At 38.0% G+C, this 22,908-nt stretch carries 17 protein-coding genes; 12 read left to right on the forward strand and 5 right to left on the reverse strand.

Translation table 11 applies throughout. The features are described 5' to 3' along the window. The first annotated feature begins 72 nt into the window (after positions 1-72). Positions 73-732, forward strand: a complete 660-nt coding sequence (locus tag BLR60_RS17000) for a CoA transferase subunit B (RefSeq protein ID WP_090501986.1) — start codon at positions 73-75, stop codon at positions 730-732. Between the two features lie 114 nt (positions 733-846). Here the strand turns inward: BLR60_RS17000 and BLR60_RS17005 are convergent, their stop codons facing one another. Together BLR60_RS17005 and BLR60_RS17010 are read right to left on the reverse strand one after the other, a co-directional pair. Then, entirely contained in the window at positions 847-1,497 is a 651-nt protein-coding gene (locus BLR60_RS17005) for a uridine kinase family protein (RefSeq protein ID WP_090501988.1), read from the reverse strand. After that, positions 1,494-3,017, reverse strand: a complete 1,524-nt coding sequence (locus BLR60_RS17010; protein WP_090501990.1) for a muramidase family protein — start codon at positions 3,015-3,017, stop codon at positions 1,494-1,496. The genes BLR60_RS17005 and BLR60_RS17010 overlap by 4 nt, the downstream gene beginning before the upstream one ends. 282 nt (positions 3,018-3,299) lie before the next feature. Here BLR60_RS17010 and BLR60_RS17015 point away from each other — a divergent pair, with 282 nt between their 5' ends. From BLR60_RS17015 to BLR60_RS17040, 6 genes are all read left to right on the forward strand, one after another. Beyond that, positions 3,300-3,779 carry a Dps family protein gene (locus BLR60_RS17015; protein ID WP_090501992.1) on the forward strand — a complete coding sequence of 160 codons (480 nt, stop codon included), beginning with the start codon at positions 3,300-3,302 and terminating at the stop codon, positions 3,777-3,779. Between the two features lie 107 nt (positions 3,780-3,886). Continuing rightward, positions 3,887-5,728, forward strand: coding sequence for a UbiD family decarboxylase (locus tag BLR60_RS17020; RefSeq protein ID WP_090501994.1), 1,842 nt, complete (start codon positions 3,887-3,889; stop codon positions 5,726-5,728). A gap of 607 nt (positions 5,729-6,335) precedes the next feature. Further along, a complete protein-coding gene (locus BLR60_RS17025) occupies positions 6,336-9,344 on the forward strand; it encodes a SusC/RagA family TonB-linked outer membrane protein (protein ID WP_090501996.1) in 3,009 nt (1,002 codons plus the stop codon). 24 nt (positions 9,345-9,368) lie between these two features. Continuing rightward, entirely contained in the window at positions 9,369-10,766 is a 1,398-nt protein-coding gene (locus BLR60_RS17030; RefSeq protein ID WP_090501998.1) for a SusD/RagB family nutrient-binding outer membrane lipoprotein, read from the forward strand. Between the two features lie 36 nt (positions 10,767-10,802). After that, complete coding sequence (locus tag BLR60_RS17035; RefSeq protein WP_090502000.1) at positions 10,803-11,114, forward strand: histidine kinase; 312 nt, start codon at positions 10,803-10,805, stop codon at positions 11,112-11,114. A 362-nt stretch (positions 11,115-11,476) separates the two neighbouring features. Further along, a complete protein-coding gene (locus BLR60_RS17040; RefSeq protein WP_090502002.1) occupies positions 11,477-13,891 on the forward strand; it encodes a hypothetical protein in 2,415 nt (804 codons plus the stop codon). A gap of 50 nt (positions 13,892-13,941) precedes the next feature. Here the strand turns inward: BLR60_RS17040 and BLR60_RS17045 are convergent, their stop codons facing one another. After that, positions 13,942-15,468: an OmpP1/FadL family transporter gene (locus BLR60_RS17045; RefSeq protein ID WP_090502004.1), complete on the reverse strand. Its 1,527-nt coding sequence runs from the start codon at positions 15,466-15,468 to the stop codon at positions 13,942-13,944. 21 nt (positions 15,469-15,489) lie between these two features. After that, on the reverse strand, positions 15,490-16,503 hold the full coding sequence (locus BLR60_RS17050; RefSeq protein ID WP_143009103.1) for a hypothetical protein: 1,014 nt from the start codon (positions 16,501-16,503) through the stop codon (positions 15,490-15,492). A 196-nt stretch (positions 16,504-16,699) separates the two neighbouring features. On the opposite strand from BLR60_RS17050, the gene proS reads away from it, so the two are divergent. The 5 genes from proS to BLR60_RS17075 all read left to right on the forward strand — a co-directional run bounded on the left by proS (position 16,700) and on the right by BLR60_RS17075 (position 22,563). Beyond that, positions 16,700-18,172, forward strand: a complete 1,473-nt coding sequence (gene proS / locus BLR60_RS17055; protein WP_090502008.1) for a proline--tRNA ligase — start codon at positions 16,700-16,702, stop codon at positions 18,170-18,172. Between the two features lie 214 nt (positions 18,173-18,386). Next, positions 18,387-19,526: a cystathionine gamma-synthase gene (locus tag BLR60_RS17060; protein ID WP_090502010.1), complete on the forward strand. Its 1,140-nt coding sequence runs from the start codon at positions 18,387-18,389 to the stop codon at positions 19,524-19,526. Positions 19,527-19,733: 207 nt separating this feature from the next. Beyond that, on the forward strand, positions 19,734-20,582 hold the full coding sequence (locus tag BLR60_RS17065) for a TIGR02757 family protein (RefSeq protein ID WP_090502012.1): 849 nt from the start codon (positions 19,734-19,736) through the stop codon (positions 20,580-20,582). A 112-nt stretch (positions 20,583-20,694) separates the two neighbouring features. Further along, positions 20,695-21,309 carry a Crp/Fnr family transcriptional regulator gene (locus BLR60_RS17070; protein WP_090502014.1) on the forward strand — a complete coding sequence of 205 codons (615 nt, stop codon included), beginning with the start codon at positions 20,695-20,697 and terminating at the stop codon, positions 21,307-21,309. Positions 21,310-21,915: 606 nt separating this feature from the next. After that, positions 21,916-22,563, forward strand: a complete 648-nt coding sequence (locus BLR60_RS17075; protein WP_090502016.1) for a response regulator — start codon at positions 21,916-21,918, stop codon at positions 22,561-22,563. Positions 22,564-22,590: 27 nt separating this feature from the next. On the opposite strand, the gene BLR60_RS17080 is transcribed toward BLR60_RS17075, so the two are convergent. Then, complete coding sequence (locus BLR60_RS17080) at positions 22,591-22,776, reverse strand: hypothetical protein (protein WP_090502017.1); 186 nt, start codon at positions 22,774-22,776, stop codon at positions 22,591-22,593. Positions 22,777-22,908: the final 132 nt, after the last annotated feature.

Below are 22,908 nucleotides of genomic sequence, written 5' to 3' on the forward strand. Positions count from 1 at the left end.
GCAGTCCGAAGTCGAATAGCGGATTAGAACATTCAATCATTCAATTATTCACTCAATCATCATTTAAGATTTATGTTTTCAAAAGAAGAGATCGCACAACGCATCGCTAAAGAAATAAAAGACGGATACTATGTTAACCTGGGCATTGGCATACCTACATTAGTGGCCAACTATATTCCGAAAGGAATTAATGTCGTGTTACAGTCGGAAAATGGTTTGTTAGGCATGGGGCCGTTTCCTTTTGAAGGGGAAGAAGATGCCGATTTAATTAATGCAGGGAAACAAACCATTACTACTTTGCCTGGCTCATCTATTTTTGATTCGGCGATGAGTTTTGGGATGATCCGTGCTCAAAAAGTAGATTTAACCATTCTGGGTGCGATGGAGGTGTCAGAAAATGGAGATATTGCCAACTGGAAAATTCCGGGTAAAATGGTGAAAGGAATGGGAGGGGCAATGGATTTAGTAGCATCAGCTAAAAATATCGTTGTAGCCATGCAGCACATCAATAAAGCCGGAGAAAGTAAATTGTTGCCAAAATGTACACTTCCCCTAACTGGTGTTAAATGCATTAAAAAAATTGTAACTGAACTGGCCGTTTTGGATATTTTAACTGAAGGTGGTTTTAAACTTTTAGAACGGGCTCCGGGTGTGAGTATCGAATTTATACAACAATCTACCGCTGGAAGATTAATTGTGGAGGGTGAAATTCCTGAAATGAGATTAGATTAATTAGTGGTTTGCGAGACACACAGACCACGGCGATTAGGGGCTTCGACTCCGCTCAGCCTGACAGTTTATCATAAAAAAGAGAAGTCAAGTTTTTAAAACTTGACTTCTCTCGTGTTACTGTATATCTACTAAAATGCTATTTCTTAAATCATTTGAAATATCTTCTGTAATGGCGATAATTTCATCAGGTTCATTGGTATTGTTCATGACTACCTTGTTGCATTGGTCGCGATAGGGTAGCAGGTATTCTTTATAAGCGGGCACCACATGATTATGCCATTTGTATAATACATCTTCTTCAGGGTAACCCCGTTCTAAACCATCTCGTTTAATACGGCGGTCTAAAGCAATCTGTTCATCCGCATCCACAAAAATAGTATGATCCAGTAAAGCCGCGATTTCTTTAAAATGGAGGATAAAAAGCCCCTCAACAATAATAATAGGCGCCGATTTAATTTCTAGTATTTTAACTACAGCCAAAGGGTTATTGAAATTATATTCCTTTTTATAAACCACTTCGCCGCTCATTAATTGCTTAATATCTCTCAAAAACTGTTCACTATCAATGGTTGAAGGAAGATCGAAGTTGTATAACTTATTTTCTTCCTGCGTCATGTCGCCGGCAGGGATGTAATAATCATCCTGTGATACCAGTGTTACCTCATCTTGTTTAAAATGATGCAGAAAGCAGTTTAAGAAAAATGTTTTACCCGATCCGCTGCCACCGGCAATGCCAATTATAAATGGATTTTTGTTTACACTCATTGAGCACTATAAGTTAAATTACAGAAAAAACGTTTGTCTAAAGCACCCAAAGAATCGGCTACAGCTTTAGTCATTACAATGATAACATCTTTTGTAGATTCGTTCTCTGTAAATTTACCAACAACTTTTGCAAAGGTAGTGCGGTTGGTCATCGGGTTGGTAATCTTAATTACCCTGCCAACTGGCGCTGTGCGGTGTAAAACCAACATTTTAGTTCCGTCCAGGTCCTGGTCCGCTATCCAAACTGCAGTTCCTTTTTCTTCGATCTGGCTTAAGCCATATACGCTCGGATCACGGCGAAGTTTAGGGTCTTTAACCATGGTACTGTCTGGCTCATTTTCCTGTTCTTCTTTAGATAAATCATTAACCGATTTAGGTTGTGGTGGTTTAGGAATAATCAGTTTCTGGCCAACTTTAATGTTATTATCATCCAGTTTATTGGCCGTCCTGATCTGATATGCCGTTAGATTGTATTTTTTAGCGATTGAAAAGATGTTCTCGCCATTGGCTACCGTATGGATAAAATTCTCTTCATTTGCAACAGGTGTTTCTTTTGCTTTTGTTTCTGCCTGCTTCTCTTTTGGAACCTGAACATCAGTAACAATACCTCCTCCCGGCACCTTCAAAACCTGCCCTATGGCAATGGCATTATCAGGAAGATTATTCATTGTCCTGATCTGGTAAGCCGTAATGCCATATTGCTTAGCGATGGTGAAGATCGTTTCGTTTCTTAAAACGGTATGTGTGCCTGCAGCATCTGTAGATTTGCTTTCCTGTACCGGTTTTTCATCGGCAACAGCATCTACCTTATTTTCATCAATATTTTTTGTTGCAGGGATTTTAAGTTTTTGACCGATCCGAAGGTTATTACCTGAAAGATTATTGGCTTTTTTTACCTCTTCAACTGTAGTACCATATTTTTCTGCAATTTTTCCTAAAAATTCTTTTGCCGCAACGGTATGTTCGATCATGGTTTGATCTGATGATGGAGTATTTTTTACAGTTGATTCTGTATTGTTTTTTGCAGGTGGCGTAACAGGTGGCTCTGCTGTTACATTTTGTGTTCCGTTTTTTGCTGGTATTTTTAACACCTGCCCGATGCTTAAATTATTGCCTTTCAACTGATTTAATGCCTTAATTTCATTTATGGTGGTGCCATATTTTTCGGCAAGCATATTTAAGTTTTCTTTTGGCTTAATGGTATGCTCGATCACATTGGCTGTTGCAGAAGTTGTTTCCGTATTCGATGATCCGGTAGCTGCAAAAGGAACATTTGTAGGGACTTTGATGATTACCCCGACCTGTAGATATTTATTGTTGTTAAAAGCCATAATATCCTTCGGAGACACGTTGTATCTTCTCCCAATAGAATAGTAAGTGTCTTTTGCTACAGTTTGGTGAACGATGAGTTTTTTACCATTATTATTTTCTACACCGATAGAGTCTCTTGCTGTGTTGGCTTTTGCATTTGCAATATTTAAGGCAAATAACACAACAGCAGATAAATATATTTTATGCATTTATTTTTATATAAATTTCTAAATCAAGGACCGCAATTATACGAATAATATTGTTAACCACCTTAAGCTGACCTGTCAGCTTTTAGGTTAAAATGAGATAATTTTAAACTTATTATATCGATATACTATTCATTCACAATTGTTTATGATATTCTCCCTTTGTTTATTTTCAGCTATTAAACGATTTAATAAATAACCTATTGTTCAAAAGACAAAATTGAACAAACTTTTATAAATGTTGTTTGTTACGTTCACATTAAAAACATTATAAATCATAATAAAATGGACGCTAAAGAAATAAGCTTGAACGAAAAAGAAGTTAAACCAGTTGTAGATCTGTTAAATGATTATTTGGCTAATTACCACATTCATTATCAAAAATTAAGAGGTTGCCACTGGAACATTAAAGGACAGAATTTTTTTACGCTTCATGTAAAGTTCGAAGAATTATATACCAATGCACAGTTAACTATTGATGAAATTGCAGAACGTGTGTTAACTTTAGGTAAACCGCCACATAGTCGCTTTGCCGATTACATTAAAGAATCTAAAATTCAGGAAGTGGATACCATCGGTATGAAAGATTTAGACATGGTTGAGGCCATTTTAGATGATATGGCCACCTTAATCGAGTTGGAGCGTGAAGTAATGGAAGCGTCTGAACAGGCCGGTGATGACGGAACAAACGATATGGTAAATAAGTTTATGCAGTTTAAAGAGAAAAATACCTGGATGTTACGTTCTTTCGCTGGTAAGAAATAATATCAGTATTGGTAGGTTATTGGCCTTATGTAAGTAGATTTATTGTAAAATCTGCTTATATAAGGCTTTTTTGTTTCATAGAAAGTCTAATTATTTATCTTTGGGACATGGCATACAAAAGTTTAGCAGCATGTGTTTCCGATCTTGAAAAGCATGGTCATCTGATCAGAATAAAGGAAGAAGTAGATCCTTATTTAGAAATGGCGGCCATCCATTTACGGGTTTATGAAAATAAAGGTCCGGCTATTCTATTTGAAAAGGTTAAAGGAAGTCCGTTTCCTGCAGTTTCAAATTTGTTTGGAACTTTAGAAAGATCGAAGTTCATTTTCAGAGATACCTTACCCAAGGTGCAGCAGTTGGTTTCGTTGAGGAACGATCCTATAAAAGCATTAAAAAATCCATTCAAATATGCAGGTTCTGCAATGTCGGCTTTGTCTGCGCTACCGCTAAAAACACCTTCCGCTAAAAGCAAATTTTTGAAAACAACTATCAGTCAGTTACCGCAGATTGTGAACTGGCCTATGGATGGTGGGCCATTTGTTACCATGCCACAGGTATATACGGAGGATATAGAAAAGCCTGGTGTTTTGAATGCAAACCTTGGAATGTATCGCATTCAATTGGGTGGAAACGATTATATTCAGGATCAGGAACTAGGGTTGCATTATCAGATTCACAGGGGTATAGGTGTACATCAGTCTAAAGCCAATGCGCTGGGACAGCCTTTAAAAGTGAGTATTTTTGTTGGTGGTCCACCGTCACATCCGCTGGCCGCTGTAATGCCTTTACCAGAAGGTTTGTCTGAAATGACTTTTGCAGGCGCACTGGGCGACAGGCGTTTCCGCTATTTTTATGATGACGAAGGTTTCTGCATTTCAGCAGATGCTGATTTTATCATAACAGGAACCGTTTATCCAAATGAAAATAAACCAGAGGGGCCTTTTGGTGATCATTTAGGGTATTATAGCTTAACACACCCATTTCCTTTAATGAAAGTGCATAATGTGTATCATAAAAAGGATGCCATCTGGTCATTTACGGTAGTCGGCCGTCCTCCGCAAGAGGATACCAGTTTTGGTGCATTGATTCACGAAATTACGGGTTCAGCCATCCCGCAGGAAATACATGGTTTAAAAGAAGTGCATGCGGTAGATGCAGCTGGTGTTCACCCACTGCTTTTCGCCATAGGTAGCGAGCGTTACACCCCTTATTTAAAAGAAAGAAGACCACAGGAGATTTTAACGATTGCCAATCATATCCTTGGGAAAAATCAATTGAGTTTGGCAAAGTACGTATTCATAGCTGCAAAAGAAGATAACGAACTTTTAAATACACATGATATTTCAGGATTCTTAAATCATGTGCTGGAACGTATTGATTTAACCAGAGATATCCATTTTTATACCAATACAACAATTGACACGCTGGATTATAGTGGTGACGGCTTAAATAGTGGTTCGAAGGTTGTTTTTGCAGCCGCAGGGGAAAAAAAGCGAACGTTATGGAGTGCGCTTCCTGAAGGAATAAAGCTTGGCGATGGTTGTTATCAATCACAGCTTGCTATTCCCGGGGTTTTAGTGATGGAGTGTGACAAGTACCTTAGTGCGGAAAAGACAGCTGCGGAAATTGCTAAGTTAAATATAGCTTTAATTGATCAAGATCTTTCGGGCTTGCCCCTTATTGTACTTGCTGATGATGCTGAATTTACCGCTGCCAATATTGATAATCTGGTTTGGGTAACCTTTACGAGAAGTAACCCGGCAGCAGATATTTATGGCGTTAACGATTTTATCATTAATAAACACTGGGGATGTAAAGGTTCGGTGATTATCGATGCACGGAAAAAGCCCCACCATGCACCCGAATTGATTAAGGATGCAGTGATTGAGACTAAACTGGATGAACTGGGTAAAAAAGGTGGAGCGCTTTATGGGCTATTTAATGGCTAGTTTTTATAGTTAGAACTATGATTATTTTTAGCGGACAAAACTTCAATACCTGCGGAGAGTAATTCAATTTAAGTATAACTTTATCCTCAGTATAAAATGAGTTATAAAGTATTTTTATTTTATAATCTGTAGCACCTTCTGAATTCTAGCAGCATGATCAATTTCAGTTCTGCTGTTGTTAGCGTAAGCGTAGTTGAAGACTTCTTAAATTAACGAATCGGAATAAATGCGCTAGAAACCTAACTTCGACAGCATCAATTAATGGGGAGCATTCTCGCTCATGCAAAGATTTTTAAGTGCCTGCATTAAGATTATTTTCATCTGGTAGCTATAGAATCCAATTGAGAATGATCAAATCTCAGCCTATAATTATGTTTTTAGATTTATATCTCTTTAATTTTAACGGATTTAAGGTGGCCTGACATACAATGTCAATATTTATTCGGAATACATAAATAAAATACCCAAAAATGTATTCGGATTATCAGTATTTTAAATATGGTTTTAATTATTGTGTTAATTTTTGATTAGTACGAGTTAAAATCATCATTCAATCTGGTTTTTTATAAGCTTAATTTTGGTCATACTACTAACTAGACCGAAAACGATGACCAAACTAAAGACTACTTTCTTCACAATGGCTATGCTCTGTTTTTTACAGATTTATGGTCAAACGTCGCTTATCAGCGGAAAAATAACCGACGCACTGGGGCAGCCAATCCCAGGGATTTCAGTAAAAATAAAAGGGATAACTGGTGGTACTTCTTCTGATACCAAGGGTGTATTTTCAATTAATAGTCCAAATCCGGCTACTCTTGTTTTTAGTGGGATTGGTTACATTAACAAAGAATTTGCATATAGCGGACAAAGCAATATTACTATTGTATTAAGTGAAGACCAGCAAAACCTAAATGAAATTGTCGTAACTGCGCTGGGTGTGAAACGCGAAAAACGAAATTTAACCTATAGTTCGCAAGAAGTAAAAGGCGATCAGATTACTCAATCGAAAGAACCTAATCTGGTAAATGCGTTAGCGGGTAAGGTTTCGGGTGTGCAGATCACCAGTTCTTCTGGTACGCCAGGAAGTTCATCCCGTATCGTAATCAGGGGTGCCAACTCGCTCTATGGCAACAATGAGGCTTTGATGGTAATTGATGGTATACCAGTAAATAATGATGAAACGGGTAACCTAAACTCAGGGCCTGGTACCAACCGTATTGCAGATCTTGATCCCAATATTATTGAAAGCATTAACGTATTAAAAGGCGGTGCCGCAACTGCATTGTACGGATCTGATGGGGCTAAAGGGGTAATCATTATCACCACCAAGACAGGGGGGCTGAATAAAAAGCCTAGCATCAGCTTTTCTTCTTCCTTTTCGATGGAGAAACCCTTATTGCCCGAAATCCAGGATAAATATTCACTAGGTTCTAACGGTGTGTACTTTGATGGAGTAAGCCAGAAAACCAGTACATCCTGGGGGGCAAGGATGGATACCCTAAAAATCAACGGCCAGCCAGCACCAGTGTATAATCAGTCTGATTTGTTTTTCAAAACCGGCAAAACATATTCTAATACAGTGGCTATTACGGGTGGTAGTGCTTATAATTCTTATTTCTTGTCTTATACCAATTTTGCACAGAACGGAACAGTACCCACTACATCGTTCGACCGTAATACGCTTTTCGGAAAATTTACCACACAGATTATAAAAGATTTGAATGTTACTTTTTCCTTGAATTATGCCAATACCAAAAACCGCCGTTTGCCAGAAGGTTATGCACTGGAGAGCCCGGTATGGACTATCTTTTCGGCTCCGGTATCCTACGATCTGCAGCCCTCGGTTAACCCTGATGGGAGCCAGCGTTTATTTCGTTTCTCTCGTAATAACCCTTACTGGGTGTTAGATAATATCAGTAATACTTCAATTGTTAACCGTTTTCTGCCCACATTTACTGCCGATTATAAACCATTAAGCTGGTTAACCATTACAGAACGTTTTGGTGCCGATGTATATGTAGAGCAGGGTAAATACACCGAGTCGTTACTTTCTGTTTCTAATCCCAATGGAAGGATTGTAAACAATAATACCAATTTCAGACAGTATAACAACGATTTGATACTGAATGCGAATAAAAGTTTTGGAGATTTTAATATTGAAGCTTTGCTCGGAAATAACATCATCTCTACGTATTCACAAAATGGTTATGCCAATGGTTTGGGTATTACCATTCCCGGATTTAATAATATTGGTTCCGCTTCTACGGTTAAGTTTACCGAAACCAGTTACCTAACACGCAAAGTAGGTTTTTATCTGCAATCTAATATTGATTACAAGAAGTTCATTATCCTATCCTTAACAGGTAGGTATGATGGGGCTTCGGTATTAGCTAAAGACAATACTTTTTACCCATATGGTTCGGCTGCCATGAGTTTTATTTTCTCTAATTTCTTTTCGCCAGGTGTTTCTAGCGTAATGAACTTTGGTAAACTTCGGGTATCATACAGTACGGTGGGCAATGCAAGTATTGGCGCCTATAGCTTACTCACCCCATACGAATCGCAAACGATTAGAAATACCACTTTTCCTTACCAGGGACAATCTGGTTTCTTAATTAGCCAGACACTTAACAATCCCAATCTTAAAAACGAACGTATAAACGAGGTTGAAGTAGGTTTAGAAACCGGGTTCTTTAAAAGCCGCATAGGGTTGGAGGTTACCTATTTTGATAAGAAAACCAGGAATGGGATTATTCCAACCGTTGCTTTGGCACCTTCAACTGGCTTTAATGCTACCAGTGTAAATTCTGCATCGATGCGCAACCGTGGCATTGAAGTGCTGTTAAATGCCAAACCTATTGCCACGAAAGATTTTAACTGGGATTTAACCATTAATTACAGTCGCATCAGAAATAAAGTACTCTCTATTTATAAAGACCTGAACCAGGTTGGTAACGGCTTTACATCTATTTTTGTTAACCAGCCCTATGGCGTTATTTATGGCACCCGTTATGCCCGCAATGCTTCCGGGCAATTGTTAACCGATGAAACTGGTCTTCCTTTTGCTGCCGATACTCAGGGCATTATTGGTGATATTAATCCAGATTGGATGGGTGGCATTGTAAATAATTTGAAGTACAAGCAATTCACTTTTAGTTTCTCTTTTGACATGAAAAAGGGGGGAGATATTCAAAATAATGTAGATGGTTATGGCTATTTCTATGGTACACCAAAAGTTACAGAAGATCGCGGGCCGAGGGTAGTGGAGGGTGTTAACGCTACAACCGGTTTGCCAAATACGGTTTCGGTTTTGGGGCAAGCCTATTATCAGCGTATCAATAGTGTTTTAGAATCTGTAATTCAGGATGGAACCTATGTGAAATTGCGTAATGTAAGCCTTGGGTATCATTTAAAACCAGGCTGGCTGCAAAAATCACCTTTTAAAACCATTGGTTTTCAGGTAACAGGCCGTAACCTTTGGATTTATGCCCCACACTTTACAGGTGGTGATCCGGAGGTAAGCTCATTTGGATCATCAAATGGTTCGCAAGGAATTTATTCGTTCTCAACGCCAACCTCGCGATCTGTTGACTTTAGTGTGAAATTGACCTTATAGACCTTAACAACTAGAAATAATAACATGAAAAAGATATATTTTATTATAGTATTCGCCCTAATGGTAGCATTGGCCGGATGCAAAAAATACCTCGATGTAAACGATGACCCCAACAGACCTATTGATGTTAAAGAGTCGTTGATGTTGCCACCTATACAAATGTTGATCTCACAAAATATCAATGCATCTGGCGATGGAAATTTAAGTGTAGTATTACAACAATACATGCAGGTAATGGCACTTAACCAGGTGGCGCCAAATTTTGGTACTTATTTGATGTATAATATTGATATGGATGGTGATTGGAACAATGTATATGTGAGAACCCTGAATAACCTAAATCTATTGAAAATTAAGGCTGTAGCCGGTGGTAATTTTAAGTATACTGCAATTGCTAAAATTCTTACCGCTTATACTCTTGGCTATGCAACCGATGCATGGGGCGACATCCCTTACAGTCAGGCATTTTTAGGAATAAACCAGGCGACACCGGTTTACGATAATCAGCAACAAATCTATGTTCAGATTCAAGCATTATTGGATGAGGGTATAGCTGATATTGGCAAGGATGCCGGACTTGCGCCCGGAAGTGACGATTACTTCTACGCTGGCGACATGGCAAAGTGGAAAAAACTGGCCTACACTTTAAAGGCGCGTTATTATATGCATTTAAGTAAAGCACCTGGTAATACGGCAATAGCGCAGGCGCAACTGGCTTTAACTGCTTTGACCGATGGCATGCAAAGTAATGATGATGATGCCAAAATTGCTTTTAGTGGTGCGGCAGGTGCGGAAAATCCATGGCAGCAGAATTTTTTGCCGGCCAGCACGTTTGTATTAGCCAATACTTTTGTTGATGCTTTTAAAACACGTAATGACCCGAGGTTAAGCAAAATGATTAAGCCCGCTAAACAAACTGGTTTATATACAGGTAGGGAAATAGGCCTGCCCGAAATTGGGAGTCTGGAGTCTTATTCTATTCCGGCCGATTTTTATGCCGGTGCAAATGCGAATAATTATCTGGTAAATTATACTGAGGCTTTGTTTATTAAAGCTGAAGCTACCTTGGTTGTATCAGGATTTGCAGCTGCACAACCTTTTTACCAGGAGGGGATAAAGCAACACATGACTAAAATTGGAGTTAGCGCTGCCGATATAGATACATATATTGCTTCTAGAGGCGCACTTACCACTACAAACGCACTCCGTTTGATTATAGAAGAAAAGTCTATCTCAAATTTCTTAAATGCAGAGAATTATACCGACTGGCGCCGCACCGGATTCCCGGTTTTAACAAAAGTGAAAAATGCACTTTCGGAGATTCCAAGACGGGTACTTTATCCAAATTCCGAAATTACCGCCAACCCACAACCTCAACAAAAGGCTAAACTTACAGATAGGTTGTGGTGGGATGCGAATTAAATAATAATTAGTAAATAGTGATAAGGATATCCAGTTTTGGGTATCCTTTATTTTTTTCCTAGCAATAGTTTTCCTGATGTTGTATTTTTAGAAAACGAAATTCCTGTATGCAAAAGAACGGAAGAACTAGAAAAACATCATAGTGAGCAATTGCTTCAATCCGGCTTGAAAATGCAGAAGCAGACATTTGAAACGATAAGCGAAGAAATACATGATGATGTTGGGCAGCTCCTAAGTTTAGCTAAGCTACAACTGACTGTTTTGGAGCAAAATGAAATCTTTTATAAATCTTTGATTACCGAAATTGAAGGATACGTTGGCTCCCTAAGGATTTACTTGATACTGTAAAAAGTTTGATTACAAGCCGATATCCAGCCAAAATCCACCTCGTGATTACTAAAGGGACTAAAATTACCTTAACTATTCTTGATGTTTGGCCAGATTAAAAATATAGAACTGGTTAATGAATGCGGCTTAGATATTTGTGAGTCAGCGTACCATTGGTGGGTATAAGAATTCGCTATGCGAAAAACTGAAGTTTAAAGTCCGTACCGGATTAACTTTGTATGTGGAAAAGCAACGAATTGTTAAAATTTTGTGATCGTTTTAAATAGCATACTCACATAAACTGTTCTAAAGATTAAGTCACTAATTGGAGATATTTTGATTATCTGGCGAAAATTTTCGATTTTTAGCTAAACGATCAAAATATGCTTTCAAAATTTCAAATTCTCCTTGCCTGTATCATACTTTTATTTGTAAACACAAAGGCGCAGGATGTGAAACTTGATAGCGTAGTATCGAATATCAATCGCTATGGCATAAAAACAGCTCAATCTAATCTGTTCGTTCATTTCGACAAAAACATTTATACCAATAATGATCAGGTTTGGTTTAGTGGGTATCTACTAAAAACCATTACCAGTTTAGATCAATACCATACGCTTTATTTATCGCTGATCAATAACAGTGATAGCAGTGTCGTAATCCAGGAAAAATTTTTGATTGAAAAAGGATTTGCATTCGGTGCGCTAACCTTACCTGATTCGCTGCCGAGCGGTTCATATCGTTTTGTGGCAAATACCAATATTAAAAAGGATAATCAGCCAGAAGGAGAATTTGTGCAGTCCATTATCATCAAATCTACTACTGTAAATCCATTGACGGCCAATGTTTCTATTTTTAAAGCTTATGATGAGCAGAGCAAAAATGGAACAGCATTATTAAAAATTTTATCTAGTGATAACCGTTTTGTTGAAAATGCAGAAATAAAATATCAGATCGGTAAGGATAAACAAACACTGCTCACCGGTACAGCTAAAAGTAATGTAATCGGTGAACTGATGATTAACTTTCCTGCGGATAAAATTACAGGGGATAATAACCAACTTAATGTCTCCATCAAAAAAGGTAAAGATATCAGGTACATTAAGTTTAATCTCCCGGTGAGGAGCCGTTCAAATTATCAGATTCAATTTTACCCCGAAGGTGGTTACCTGGTAGACTGCTTAACTTCGAAGGTAGGTTTTGAAATTAAAGACCTTGAAGGCACTGCCATAAAAGCAACGGCTATCTTATATGAAAATGACAGGATAATTGATACCCTCCAAAGCAATTCTACAGGGCTTGGTTCATTTTCGATCTGTCCAAAGCCATCAAAAAAATATTACGTTAAACTTTTTGGCAGTGAACAGGAAGGTATCAGTTATCATTTACCTGCGGCATTAAAATATGGAGCTGTTTTAACAGCAGGCACAGCAATAGCCGAAAATGATTTCAGGCTACAGCTGGTGGCCAATAATAATCAAAAAGTTCATGTTCTGGTGCATAATTTCGCTGATGTTTTTTTGCACGCCGATTTGATATTAGCGGCTAACAAAACCCAAAATATAAGGTTTAAATTAGATTCCGTACCAATTGGATTAAATACAGTAACCATTTTAGATAGCAATGATTGCCCAATGGCCGAAAGGATTTTCTTTGCGCATTATGATCAGCTTAATCAGATCGAACTATCCACAGATAAAAATGAGTATAGTACAAGAGATCAGGTGAATTTAAAATTGAATGTAACCGGTAAAAATAAAGCCGCACTTACAGCACTGGTTTCTATTTCGTGTACCCAAGCAAATAGGATCTCAGTTGGGAATAACCAGAACATTATCGATTATTTTTATTTACAACAACATTTAAAACCACTTCCTAGCCGATCGATGGGTTTAAAGTATGTTGATCAGGATTATCTAAATGATATCCTTCTGGTTAAAACCTGGAGCAGGTATAAATGGCCAGAAGCTGAAGTGGAGAATAAAGAAGCAGTACTTTCGAGCTTTGAATATCATGGTGAGATTACCAGAAGAAAAAAGGCCGTGGTCAGTTCCATTGGCTTAACAACAATAGCCGGGGAAAGCCTGAATTTCCTGAATACAGATAGCACCGGCCGATTTAATATACCGTATGATCACCTCCTAATTAAAGATCCAAAGATACCGGTTTGGCTGGGGTTGGTTACCGATAAATATGACCAGTACGAACTGAAAATAGACAATCCTCATGACGAACTTGCAAAATATATTGTGAAGCAAAAATTTGAACTTCCCAATACAAAAGCGGATGTCTTGAATAGCGGTTATCAAAGCATAACTTCGACGGCTGGCATCAAACTTAAAGAAGTGGTGATTACTAAGAAAAATCAAAATACTGATTACGCAAAAGGAACTTATAATAAATGTGGTGATTATGTTTGCAGGTATAACATTTTAAACTGCCAAAATCACGTTGCAGATGCTGACAATAGCAGTCCGGTGACAGGTGAAATTTATTCAGATGGGAAAGGAGGGAAAATCACCTATAAAGGGTGCTTAGTGGGAGAGCGTAAACCTAATATTACCATTTTAAAGGGTATTAATCTGGCTAAAGAGTTTTATGTATCTGATATTACTAATAAAAATGAGCCTATCAATTTTTCGACTGTTTATTGGAATTATCAGATGATGGTTAATGGTGAAACAGCTATTAGTTTTAATACCGGCGATTTAACAGGCGATTTTAAAATTGTTCTACAGGGAGTAACAAATGGTGGAGTGGTTTATGGTGAGAAAGAAATTATCGTGAAGAGTAAATAAAAACGGCCTCAGTTTTTAAACTGAAGCCGTTTTGTATAGTGTTTCTAAATTTAAAATCTTACTCCAAAAGTTAGGAATACATTATTTCTATTGCTTTTAACATCCGCAACCGGCTCGCTAAAATCGTCTAATAAGTAAGGACTTGAGCTAAAGTTTGTTTTATAGTTCTGGTAAGCAACATCGAAATAATAATTATCGATGCGGTAACCTAATCCACCTGTGTAGTATTGGCCCTGATAAAATTTATTGTCGCCACCTTTAATACCATTTCCGTTTACACCATAACCTGCGCGTAGACTTAATTCATTGGTAACCTTTACTTCTGCACCAACCCTGTAATTAACAGCTTCTTTATACGATGCTTTAATGAAGGCATTATTATCATTTATAGTAGAAATACCTGAGCCATTAGCATCAGAAAAACGCATGGAAGCATAATCCACATAATCCACATCAGCCGATATTAATGCAGTACCTGCAATAACATAGCTAATACCTGCTGAAGCTTTTAATGGTGTACGCAGATTATAAGTGAATCCATAATATTGGGTTGGATTGTTGGATTTAGTTGGTCCGGTATTCGCATTCCCTGCAGTAGTTGCCTGTAAGGTTTCGCTGGTATTATCCTCAATGTTCATCCAGGTTGGTGTCTGGAAATTTAGCCCGATCCTTAATTCGCTAACCGGTCTGAAAATTGCACCTAACTTTAGATTAAATCCACCACCTTTAGTTTGTTGATTCCGGAAGTGGTTAAGGCTGTAATTTTCATTTCCATTGTATGTTGGTACCGCATCACCATCATTGTATGAGTTAACAACACCTGATTCTGTAAATGTGGCGTCGCTCGTATATTTTACATTAACAAAGCTCGCAGTGGCACCAATGTATACCTTATTGCCAAAATTTAGCGCACCAGCTACATTAAATTCAGAAGTAGACCCTAAACGTGCCTCGTCCCAGTTTTGTTTAAAGCTATTACCTGAAGATTCTGCCGAAAATTGATTGGGAGCACCAGGTGTGTTCCTGTTAATCAAATAACTATTGTAAGCATCACCAGCTATTGAGTTGTTAACTCCATAATTATTTGCTTGATCTGCATAAGAATTTCTTATAGAATTATTTGCGTTGACGCCATTGTAACTAATATTATTCAAAAAGTCATTATTTCGAGTATAGCTCAAACCAAATACGGTACTAACTAAACCCTTATCTACATCAGATCCTTTCATTTTGGCTGCTGGGCTATAAAATACTACACCAATATTATTCAGATTAATCTGATTCTTATCGGCTTTGGTATTATTGCCTAAGTATGCGCTATTGTTTGATACTGAATTAAATTCAGGCGTAATGCTGAATTCTGATTTGGTAAATAAACCTAAACCAGCAGGGTTGGCGTTAATTGATCCGATGTCGCCACCAACACCAATTTGCGCGCCACCCATTCCTTTAAACCGGGCAGAGGTACCATAATTGGTTTGAGAGAAACGGAATGCATCAGGTGCATAACTTTGGGCATACGTTGTTCCCATAGCAGCTACTGTAGCTACTAGAGAAGCCATAATTATTTTTTTCATTTGTGTGTTTACCTTTTATAATTAACCTCTTCCAGCTCTTGATGGTCTTGAACCACCACCGCCTCCACCACCAGTAGAACCGCCACCGCCGCCGCCATATGATGATGGAGGAGGAGAATAAGTTGGTCTGCTTTCGGTTCTGGCAGGAGGAGTATAGCCCTCATTTCTGGTAGGTCTGCTGCTTTGTGAACCTTGTTGGGGTGAATAATTATTGTTTCTGGTTGGTCTGCCACTTTGCATGCCATCATTTTGACTGTAGCCACCCTGACTTCTTACCGGCCTTCCGGCGTTATTATTTGGTGCATAAGATACGCCATTTTGATTAACTACTCCACTTCTGCTAGGTCTGCCAACATTACCATTATTTCCATTGCCGTATCTAGGTACGCCTCTGTCATTACTTCCAGGCCTAGGTCTGAAATTGCTATTGGTGTACACGCCACCGCCATAGTATCCACCACCGATACCCCAGCCTCCGCCGTAATATCCGCCACCCCAACCATAACGATCGTAGTAAGAGTTAGGTCCCCAGGCGTTCCAGCCCCATGGATTGTTCCATCCAAAGCCCATGTTACCATAATAGAATGGGTTATTCCAGATGCTGCCGTAGCCCCATCCGCCACCATAACCGAAGCCACCGCCCCATCCTAAACCATAACCACTATTCCAGCCTAAACCGATGCCTAAATAGTTGGAAGGCCCGTAACTGTTGCCGTAATAATAATTGTCGAAATAAGGATCATAGTAGCCCTGAAAGCTGTATCCATTATGGAACCGGTTTATCCTTGAAGAATAATCCATGTCGTAATATGGGTTGCTTGTTCCATAATACTCATCATATTCTTCCTGACCGTTGTTTTGATTCTGTGCCTGTTGATTTTGAGGAGGACGAACAATCTCCACTTCTCTGGCTTTCGCTACAGAATTATACACATCATCAACTGGCTTAGTTTGAGCCAATTTTGATGTTGAGCATGAGGCCACCAGTCCTGCAGTGGCAATCATGACAATGGGTAAAAATTGAATTGGTTTCATTGTGTTTATATTTAGTTGTGTGTGTTTACCTATTTAATAAACCAATCAAAAGTAACTAATTATTGCCTATTTTCTTAGCCGAAAAACAGGCATAAAATAATTGAGGTTATTGTTAATTGTTTGTAGGCATAAATTTATAAATTTGCCATCTAATTTTACACTTTTTAACTTACAAATTACGTTCCAAATACATAAGATGAGCAAAGAAATTACAAGTAGGGAAGCAGATTACTCCCAGTGGTATAATGATATTGTGTTAAAAGCAGATTTGGCAGAACACTCTGCTGTACGTGGTTGTATGGTTATAAAGCCAAATGGCTATGCTATATGGGAAAAAATGCAGGCCATACTCGACAAAATGTTTAAAGATACGGGACATCAAAATGCTTATTTTCCATTATTCATCCCAAAGTCATTTTTCTCGAAAGAAGCCTCTCACGTTGAGGGCTTTGCGACAGAATGTGCAGTTGTAACGCATTATCGACTTAAAAATGATGGCAATGGCAATATCATCGTTGATGAAACTGCCAAATTGGAAGAGGAATTAATTGTCCGTCCCACTTCAGAAACCATTATATGGAATACCTACAAAGGATGGATCCAGTCATACCGTGATTTACCCATACTCATCAACCAATGGGCTAACGTAGTCAGATGGGAAATGCGTACCCGGTTATTTCTACGTACTGCAGAATTTTTATGGCAAGAGGGGCATACCGCACACGCAACGGCGGAAGAAGCGATTGAGGAAACAGAACGCATGCTGCATATTTATGCCGATTTTGCAGAAAATTGGTTAGCTGTGCCGGTAATCAGGGGCCGTAAATCACCAAATGAGCGCTTTGCTGGCGCGCTGGATACTTATTGCATTGAAGCTTTAATGCAGGATGGTAAGGCATTACAGGCTGGTACATCACACTTTTTAGGTCAGAATTTTGCGAAAGCCTTTGATGTTAAATTTACCGGCAGGGATGGAAAGTTAGATCATGTTTGGGCTACGTCATGGGGCGTTTCTACCCGTTTAATGGGGGCATTAATTATGGCGCATAGTGATGATTCTGGATTGATTATTCCACCAAAACTGGCACCGATCCAGGTGGTTATTGTTCCGATTTATAAAAATGATGAAGATCTTTCCAAAATCTCCTCATACGTTAATGAACTAAGTTTACGTTTAAAAGGTATGGGAATATCAGTTAAATATGATGACCGCGATACACAACGTCCCGGCTTTAAATTTGCAGATTACGAAATGAAAGGTGTGCCCGTGCGCATTGCCATTGGTGGCCGTGATTTGGAAAATAAAACCGTTGAAATTGCCCGCAGAGATACCAAACTTAAACAAACGGTACCGCAGGAAGGCCTGGATATTTACATTGCCAAATTGTTGGAAGATATTCAGCAATGCATGTTCAATAAGGCATTGGCTTATCGTGATGAGCATATTACCGAAGCGAACAGCTACGAAGAGTTTCAGGAATTGTTAGATACCAAGGCAGGTTTTATTTCCGCACATTGGGATGGAACGCCAGAAACGGAGCAAAAGATTAAAGAGGAAACGAAAGCAACCATTCGTTGTATTCCGTTAGATAATAAATTGGAAGATGGTATTTGTATTTATTCAGGAAAACCATCTATCCAGAGAGTACTTTTTGCAAGAGCATATTAGGTCAGTCCTGAGTCGTGAGTTCGGAGTCGTGAGCCTCCTTACCCACGTTTCAAAATAAATTTAGAGTTGCTAGTCATAATAATTTCCTGAGTAACGACTTTAATATATTAGGCAGATTTTAGATAGGAGATGGGAGATTTGAGAAAAAACAAATCTTATATCTCACATCTATTGTCTCACATCTTTTGTCTCATATCTCAAATCTTAAAAAAAAATGAAATTCGCAACTAAAGCCATACATGCAGGCCAGGAGCCTGATCCAACCACTGGTGCGGTAATGACACCAATATACCAAACCTCTACCTACTGGCAAAAATCTCCTGGAGATAACAAGGGGTATGAATATTCCAGAGGAACCAATCCTACACGTAAAGCATTGGAAGATTGTTTAGCTGCTTTGGAAAATGCCAAATATGGCTTAGCCTTCTCCAGTGGGATGGGGGCTACCGATGCCGTATTAAAATTATTGCAACCGGGCGATGAGGTCATTACGGGAAATGATCTTTATGGTGGTTCATACCGTATTTTTACTAAAATCTTCACTAAATACGGAATCAAATTCCATTTTCTGGATCTTTCTAAGCCGGAAAATATGCTTCCTTACATTAATGAAAAGACAAAATTGGTTTGGATAGAAACACCTACCAATCCAACCATGCAGATTATTGATATTGAAGGGGTAGCAAAAATTACCAAGGAGAAAAATTTAATCTTAACTGTAGACAATACTTTTGCATCACCATACTTGCAAAACCCTATCGATTTAGGTGCCGATATTGTGATGCATTCGGTAACCAAATATATTGGCGGCCACTCTGATGTGGTTATGGGCGCTTTGGTAACCAATAATGAACAACTGTACAAAGATCTTTGGTTTATTTACAATGCCTGTGGTGCAACTCCAGGTCCGCAAGATGCTTTTTTGGTTTTAAGAGGTATTAAAACGCTTCATCTAAGAATGAAAGCACATTGTGAAAATGGAGAACGTATTGCACATTATTTAAAAACACATCCAAAAGTTGACAAAATTTATTGGCCGGGTTTTGAAGATCATCCAAACCACGATGTGGCTAAAAAACAGATGCGTGGCTTTGGGGGCATGATTTCGATTACATTGAAAGGTGCTGATTTGGAAGAAACCTTTAGGATTTCATCTAACTTTAAAGTATTTACCCTTGCCGAATCTTTAGGTGGCGTAGAATCATTAATAAATCACCCGGCTACTATGACGCATGGCTCTATTCCGAAAGAAGAAAGAGAAAAGGTTGGCGTTACCGATAACCTACTTCGTTTAAGCGTTGGGGTGGAAGATATCGACGATCTTTTGGAAGATCTGGAAAACGCGTTGGCTTAAAATTAAAATCGGGCATTATGGTTAACATTTGCCCGATTTTTTTGTAAAGCAAGTACTGTTCTAAAGTTCATGTTCGTCCGGCCTTACACTAATCTTTTTTGTTGAAGTGCTTGCTTCATTAAAATCTAAAAAACAAAAAAGGATACCATTTCAATCCGGTTAGGCGGTTGATGTGATGCTGCTATTTCCGTTTAAATAATTACTTGTATGCAATTTCTGGAACTGAAAAATTTTCTAGACCGTAAGGTTGAGCAGTATAATCAACCTAATTTTATCGCAAATGATCCGGTTTGCATTCCACATCTTTTTGATAAAAAACAGGATATCGAAATTGCAGGTTTTTTTGCTGCAGTATTGGCCTGGGGGCAACGGAAAACGATTATTAATAAATGCAGGGAGTTGCTTAACCGGATGGATAATGCACCTTATGATTTTGTGCTTCACCATAGTGATGATGATTTAAAGCGTTTACTTAATTTTAAACACCGCACCTTTAACGATACAGATCTTCTTTATTTTATTTCTTTTTTTAAAATGCATTACAGCCAGTTTGATAGTTTAGAACAGGCTTTTTTGCCTAAACAGGAAGTTTTTCTTGATGCTTATCTGGAGATCGCCGATGAAGGATCGATATATCCCGCCGCAGAGGTTTGTTTGGCAGGACAGCTCCAGGTTTCTATAGAGCAGTGCCTCAATTATTTCAGGCAATATTTTTTTTCGTTGGATGACTTTCCGCACCGCACCAAAAAGCACATTTCTTCGCCACAACAAAAATCAACCTGCAAGCGCTTAAATATGTTTTTAAGATGGATGGTAAGGGCTGATAACAATGGGGTTGATTTTGGAATCTGGAATACACTAAAGCCCAAAGATTTGATTTGTCCATGCGATGTACATGTTGATAGGGTAGGGCGTTTGTTGGGCCTCATTAACCGAAAGCAAACGGATTGGTTAACTGCTGTAGAATTAACTACTCAATTAAAGGAATTTGACCCTTTGGATCCGGTTAAGTACGACTTCGCTTTGTTTGGTCTTGGCGTTGAGAAAGAGTTTTAATGTAATTTTTAATGATAAGTGAATAAAAACTTCCTTTTTAAAATCTATGTTGCTATTATTACGGCAGAATTCTCTTCTTTAGAGGTGTCGTCTATCCAAACCGTATTTTTTTATGATCGCAGTTAATTTATCTGATCAGAACAGGTGGAAGAAATACAATAATGTTTCGCCGCTTATCGCTTTTTTTAAAAATTTCAATCCGTTAACTGAGGAGATAGAGAAACGCATCAATCAACATACATTTCCGGTTAGTTATAAAAAGAATAGATATCTGGTTTCACCAGGTGATCCCAATAAATTCCTGTTTTTAATTGTAAAAGGATTAGTCAGGGGATTTATTAAAGATGGAGATACCGAAATTACCACCTGGATTTCAAAAGAAGGTGAAGTTGTAGGAACCATACGCAATTTATGGCTGGAAAGTGATTCGGAAGAATATCTGCAGGCATTAGAAGATGTAGACTTGATTGCCATTCCACATGTTTTATCTCATTATCTGTTTGAAAACTTTACTGAAGCGAACATTGTGGGTAGAAGGATGATGGAGTTGTATTACCGTTCGGCAGAGGAGCGGGCCTATATTTGCAGAATTTCTTCGTCGGAAAAAAGATATAAACGATTCTTAACTTCTTTTCCGGATCTGATTAACCGGGTTTCTTTAAAATACATAGCTTCCTTTCTGGCCATCAGAATGGAAACATTGAGTCGTATCCGGGCCAAGATCTAGTCATTCTTAAGGTGTATATGTCATAAACGTATTTGCAAAATTTTCGTTTATACTCATCAATGCCAATTTCTTATTTTGAAATTAAATTATCTGGTATCTATAGGTTGTCTGATTTATTCTTTCCTGAATTTGTAGTATTGAGAATACATTAGATTTAGTTGTTTTAAAATGCTTCTCTTTTTCAATCTTCAAACAGGTTTTTAATTTTTTATTGCCTCTTATCAAGGATATTCTTTTTGTAGTAAAATCCTGATCTGCCCATACCAAAAATAGGACTTATTTTACAAACCTGGGCTTTAGTGGACATTAGGCTCCTTAAATGAGAAAGGTTCAAAGCGTATTCCCACTTTTTCCACAGTAAAAAAGGAATAATCTTAGTATCGGTGGGGCAAAACAGGTATCCTGGCTCCGATTAAAGAGTGTAATACTCACCATTCGCTGTCATGCTTTGCATTAATTTAAATATCATAGGAGCGCAATCTTTATGTTTTTTAACATAAATGTGGATTTGTGTATAATAATATTTACAGTTTCTGAAGAAAAATTTACTACAATTGCGTAGAAAAAGTAACTTTTTACTAACTTGCAGAAATATCCTTAATATAAATGAAAACAAAAAATGCCGTAAGCACTTTTACAGTGCTCATTGCCGATGATCACGAGATCATTCGCCGTGGTTTAAAAGGTTTAATATCAGACTTTTGGCCTGGTGTTGAAATCATTCATGCATCTACTCTGGAGCAAACTCTTGTAGAAGTAGAAAAATCACCTAGCTTAATCATCATTGATGTAAACTTGCCTGGAGGTAACAACCTTAAGGTAATCGATCAGATTAAATTGGTTCAGCCCAATGCTAAAATCCTTGTATTTTCTTCTTTGAATGAAAATATTTATGCTGTGCCATATCTAAAATCGGGTGCTTCTGGTTACTTAACCAAAAATGCAGAAGAATCAGAAATTGTAACTGCAATCACCACAATTCTTGCTGGCAGCCGCTATTCGAGTAGAAATGTTAAAGAAAATATGTTCAATAGCATATTAGGTAACGATGCCGATAATCCTTTCACTAAACTTTCGGGCAGAGAGCTTGAAGTGGCTGAGCTTTTAACCAAAGGTATTGGTGTATTGGAAATTTCCAATCAGTTAAATCTTCAAATGGGTACCGTGAGTACATACAAACTGAGACTTTTCCAAAAGCTAAAAATAAAAAGTATTATCGAACTGGCTGAAAAGATGAGTATCTATGAAAGATAAAAAGAGTGTAATACTCTTTTTATCTTTCTAAGCTTTTTTGTTTTTATTTACAGTGCCAGGTCCATTTTCTCCTGATTCATTAGGAGATGAGCCAGCCTGGCCAAATTTTTCTGAAGCCCCCTCGCCATTCTGATCGAATGAGGCTTTTTCTTTTGAGCTTCCCTTTACTTCTTGCTCTTTTTCAGTTGTTTTCTTATTCTCTTGAGTTTTCATAATAATAATGTTTATTATTTAATCAACATTTTAAAACAGTGCAATGTTTTATTTAATTCTTTAAACGAGGAATACGTGCTTCCAGTGTGGCGATTCTCACTTCCAAAATACAACGCGGGTATAGTTGATTAC

The sequence above is a fragment of the Pedobacter terrae genome (assembly GCF_900100705.1).
GTDB lineage: Bacteria > Bacteroidota > Bacteroidia > Sphingobacteriales > Sphingobacteriaceae > Pedobacter > Pedobacter terrae.

Excerpts from the sequence above, each read along its gene's own strand:
- BLR60_RS17080 (WP_090502017.1), bottom strand. The coding sequence starts at position 22,776 with ATGAAAACTCAAGAGAATAAGAAAACAACTGAAAAAGAGCAAGAAGTA.
- BLR60_RS17070 (WP_090502014.1), top strand. The coding sequence starts at position 20,695 with ATGATCGCAGTTAATTTATCTGATCAGAACAGGTGGAAGAAATACAAT.
- BLR60_RS17030 (WP_090501998.1), top strand. The coding sequence starts at position 9,369 with ATGAAAAAGATATATTTTATTATAGTATTCGCCCTAATGGTAGCATTG.
- BLR60_RS17010 (WP_090501990.1), bottom strand. The coding sequence starts at position 3,017 with ATGCATAAAATATATTTATCTGCTGTTGTGTTATTTGCCTTAAATATT.
- BLR60_RS17075 (WP_090502016.1), top strand. The coding sequence starts at position 21,916 with ATGAAAACAAAAAATGCCGTAAGCACTTTTACAGTGCTCATTGCCGAT.
- BLR60_RS17050 (WP_143009103.1), bottom strand. The coding sequence starts at position 16,503 with ATGAAACCAATTCAATTTTTACCCATTGTCATGATTGCCACTGCAGGA.
- BLR60_RS17025 (WP_090501996.1), top strand. The coding sequence starts at position 6,336 with ATGACCAAACTAAAGACTACTTTCTTCACAATGGCTATGCTCTGTTTT.
- BLR60_RS17065 (WP_090502012.1), top strand. The coding sequence starts at position 19,734 with ATGCAATTTCTGGAACTGAAAAATTTTCTAGACCGTAAGGTTGAGCAG.
- BLR60_RS17020 (WP_090501994.1), top strand. The coding sequence starts at position 3,887 with ATGGCATACAAAAGTTTAGCAGCATGTGTTTCCGATCTTGAAAAGCAT.
- BLR60_RS17000 (WP_090501986.1), top strand. The coding sequence starts at position 73 with ATGTTTTCAAAAGAAGAGATCGCACAACGCATCGCTAAAGAAATAAAA.
- BLR60_RS17045 (WP_090502004.1), bottom strand. The coding sequence starts at position 15,468 with ATGAAAAAAATAATTATGGCTTCTCTAGTAGCTACAGTAGCTGCTATG.
- BLR60_RS17015 (WP_090501992.1), top strand. The coding sequence starts at position 3,300 with ATGGACGCTAAAGAAATAAGCTTGAACGAAAAAGAAGTTAAACCAGTT.
- BLR60_RS17060 (WP_090502010.1), top strand. The coding sequence starts at position 18,387 with ATGAAATTCGCAACTAAAGCCATACATGCAGGCCAGGAGCCTGATCCA.
- BLR60_RS17005 (WP_090501988.1), bottom strand. The coding sequence starts at position 1,497 with ATGAGTGTAAACAAAAATCCATTTATAATTGGCATTGCCGGTGGCAGC.
- proS (WP_090502008.1), top strand. The coding sequence starts at position 16,700 with ATGAGCAAAGAAATTACAAGTAGGGAAGCAGATTACTCCCAGTGGTAT.
- BLR60_RS17040 (WP_090502002.1), top strand. The coding sequence starts at position 11,477 with ATGCTTTCAAAATTTCAAATTCTCCTTGCCTGTATCATACTTTTATTT.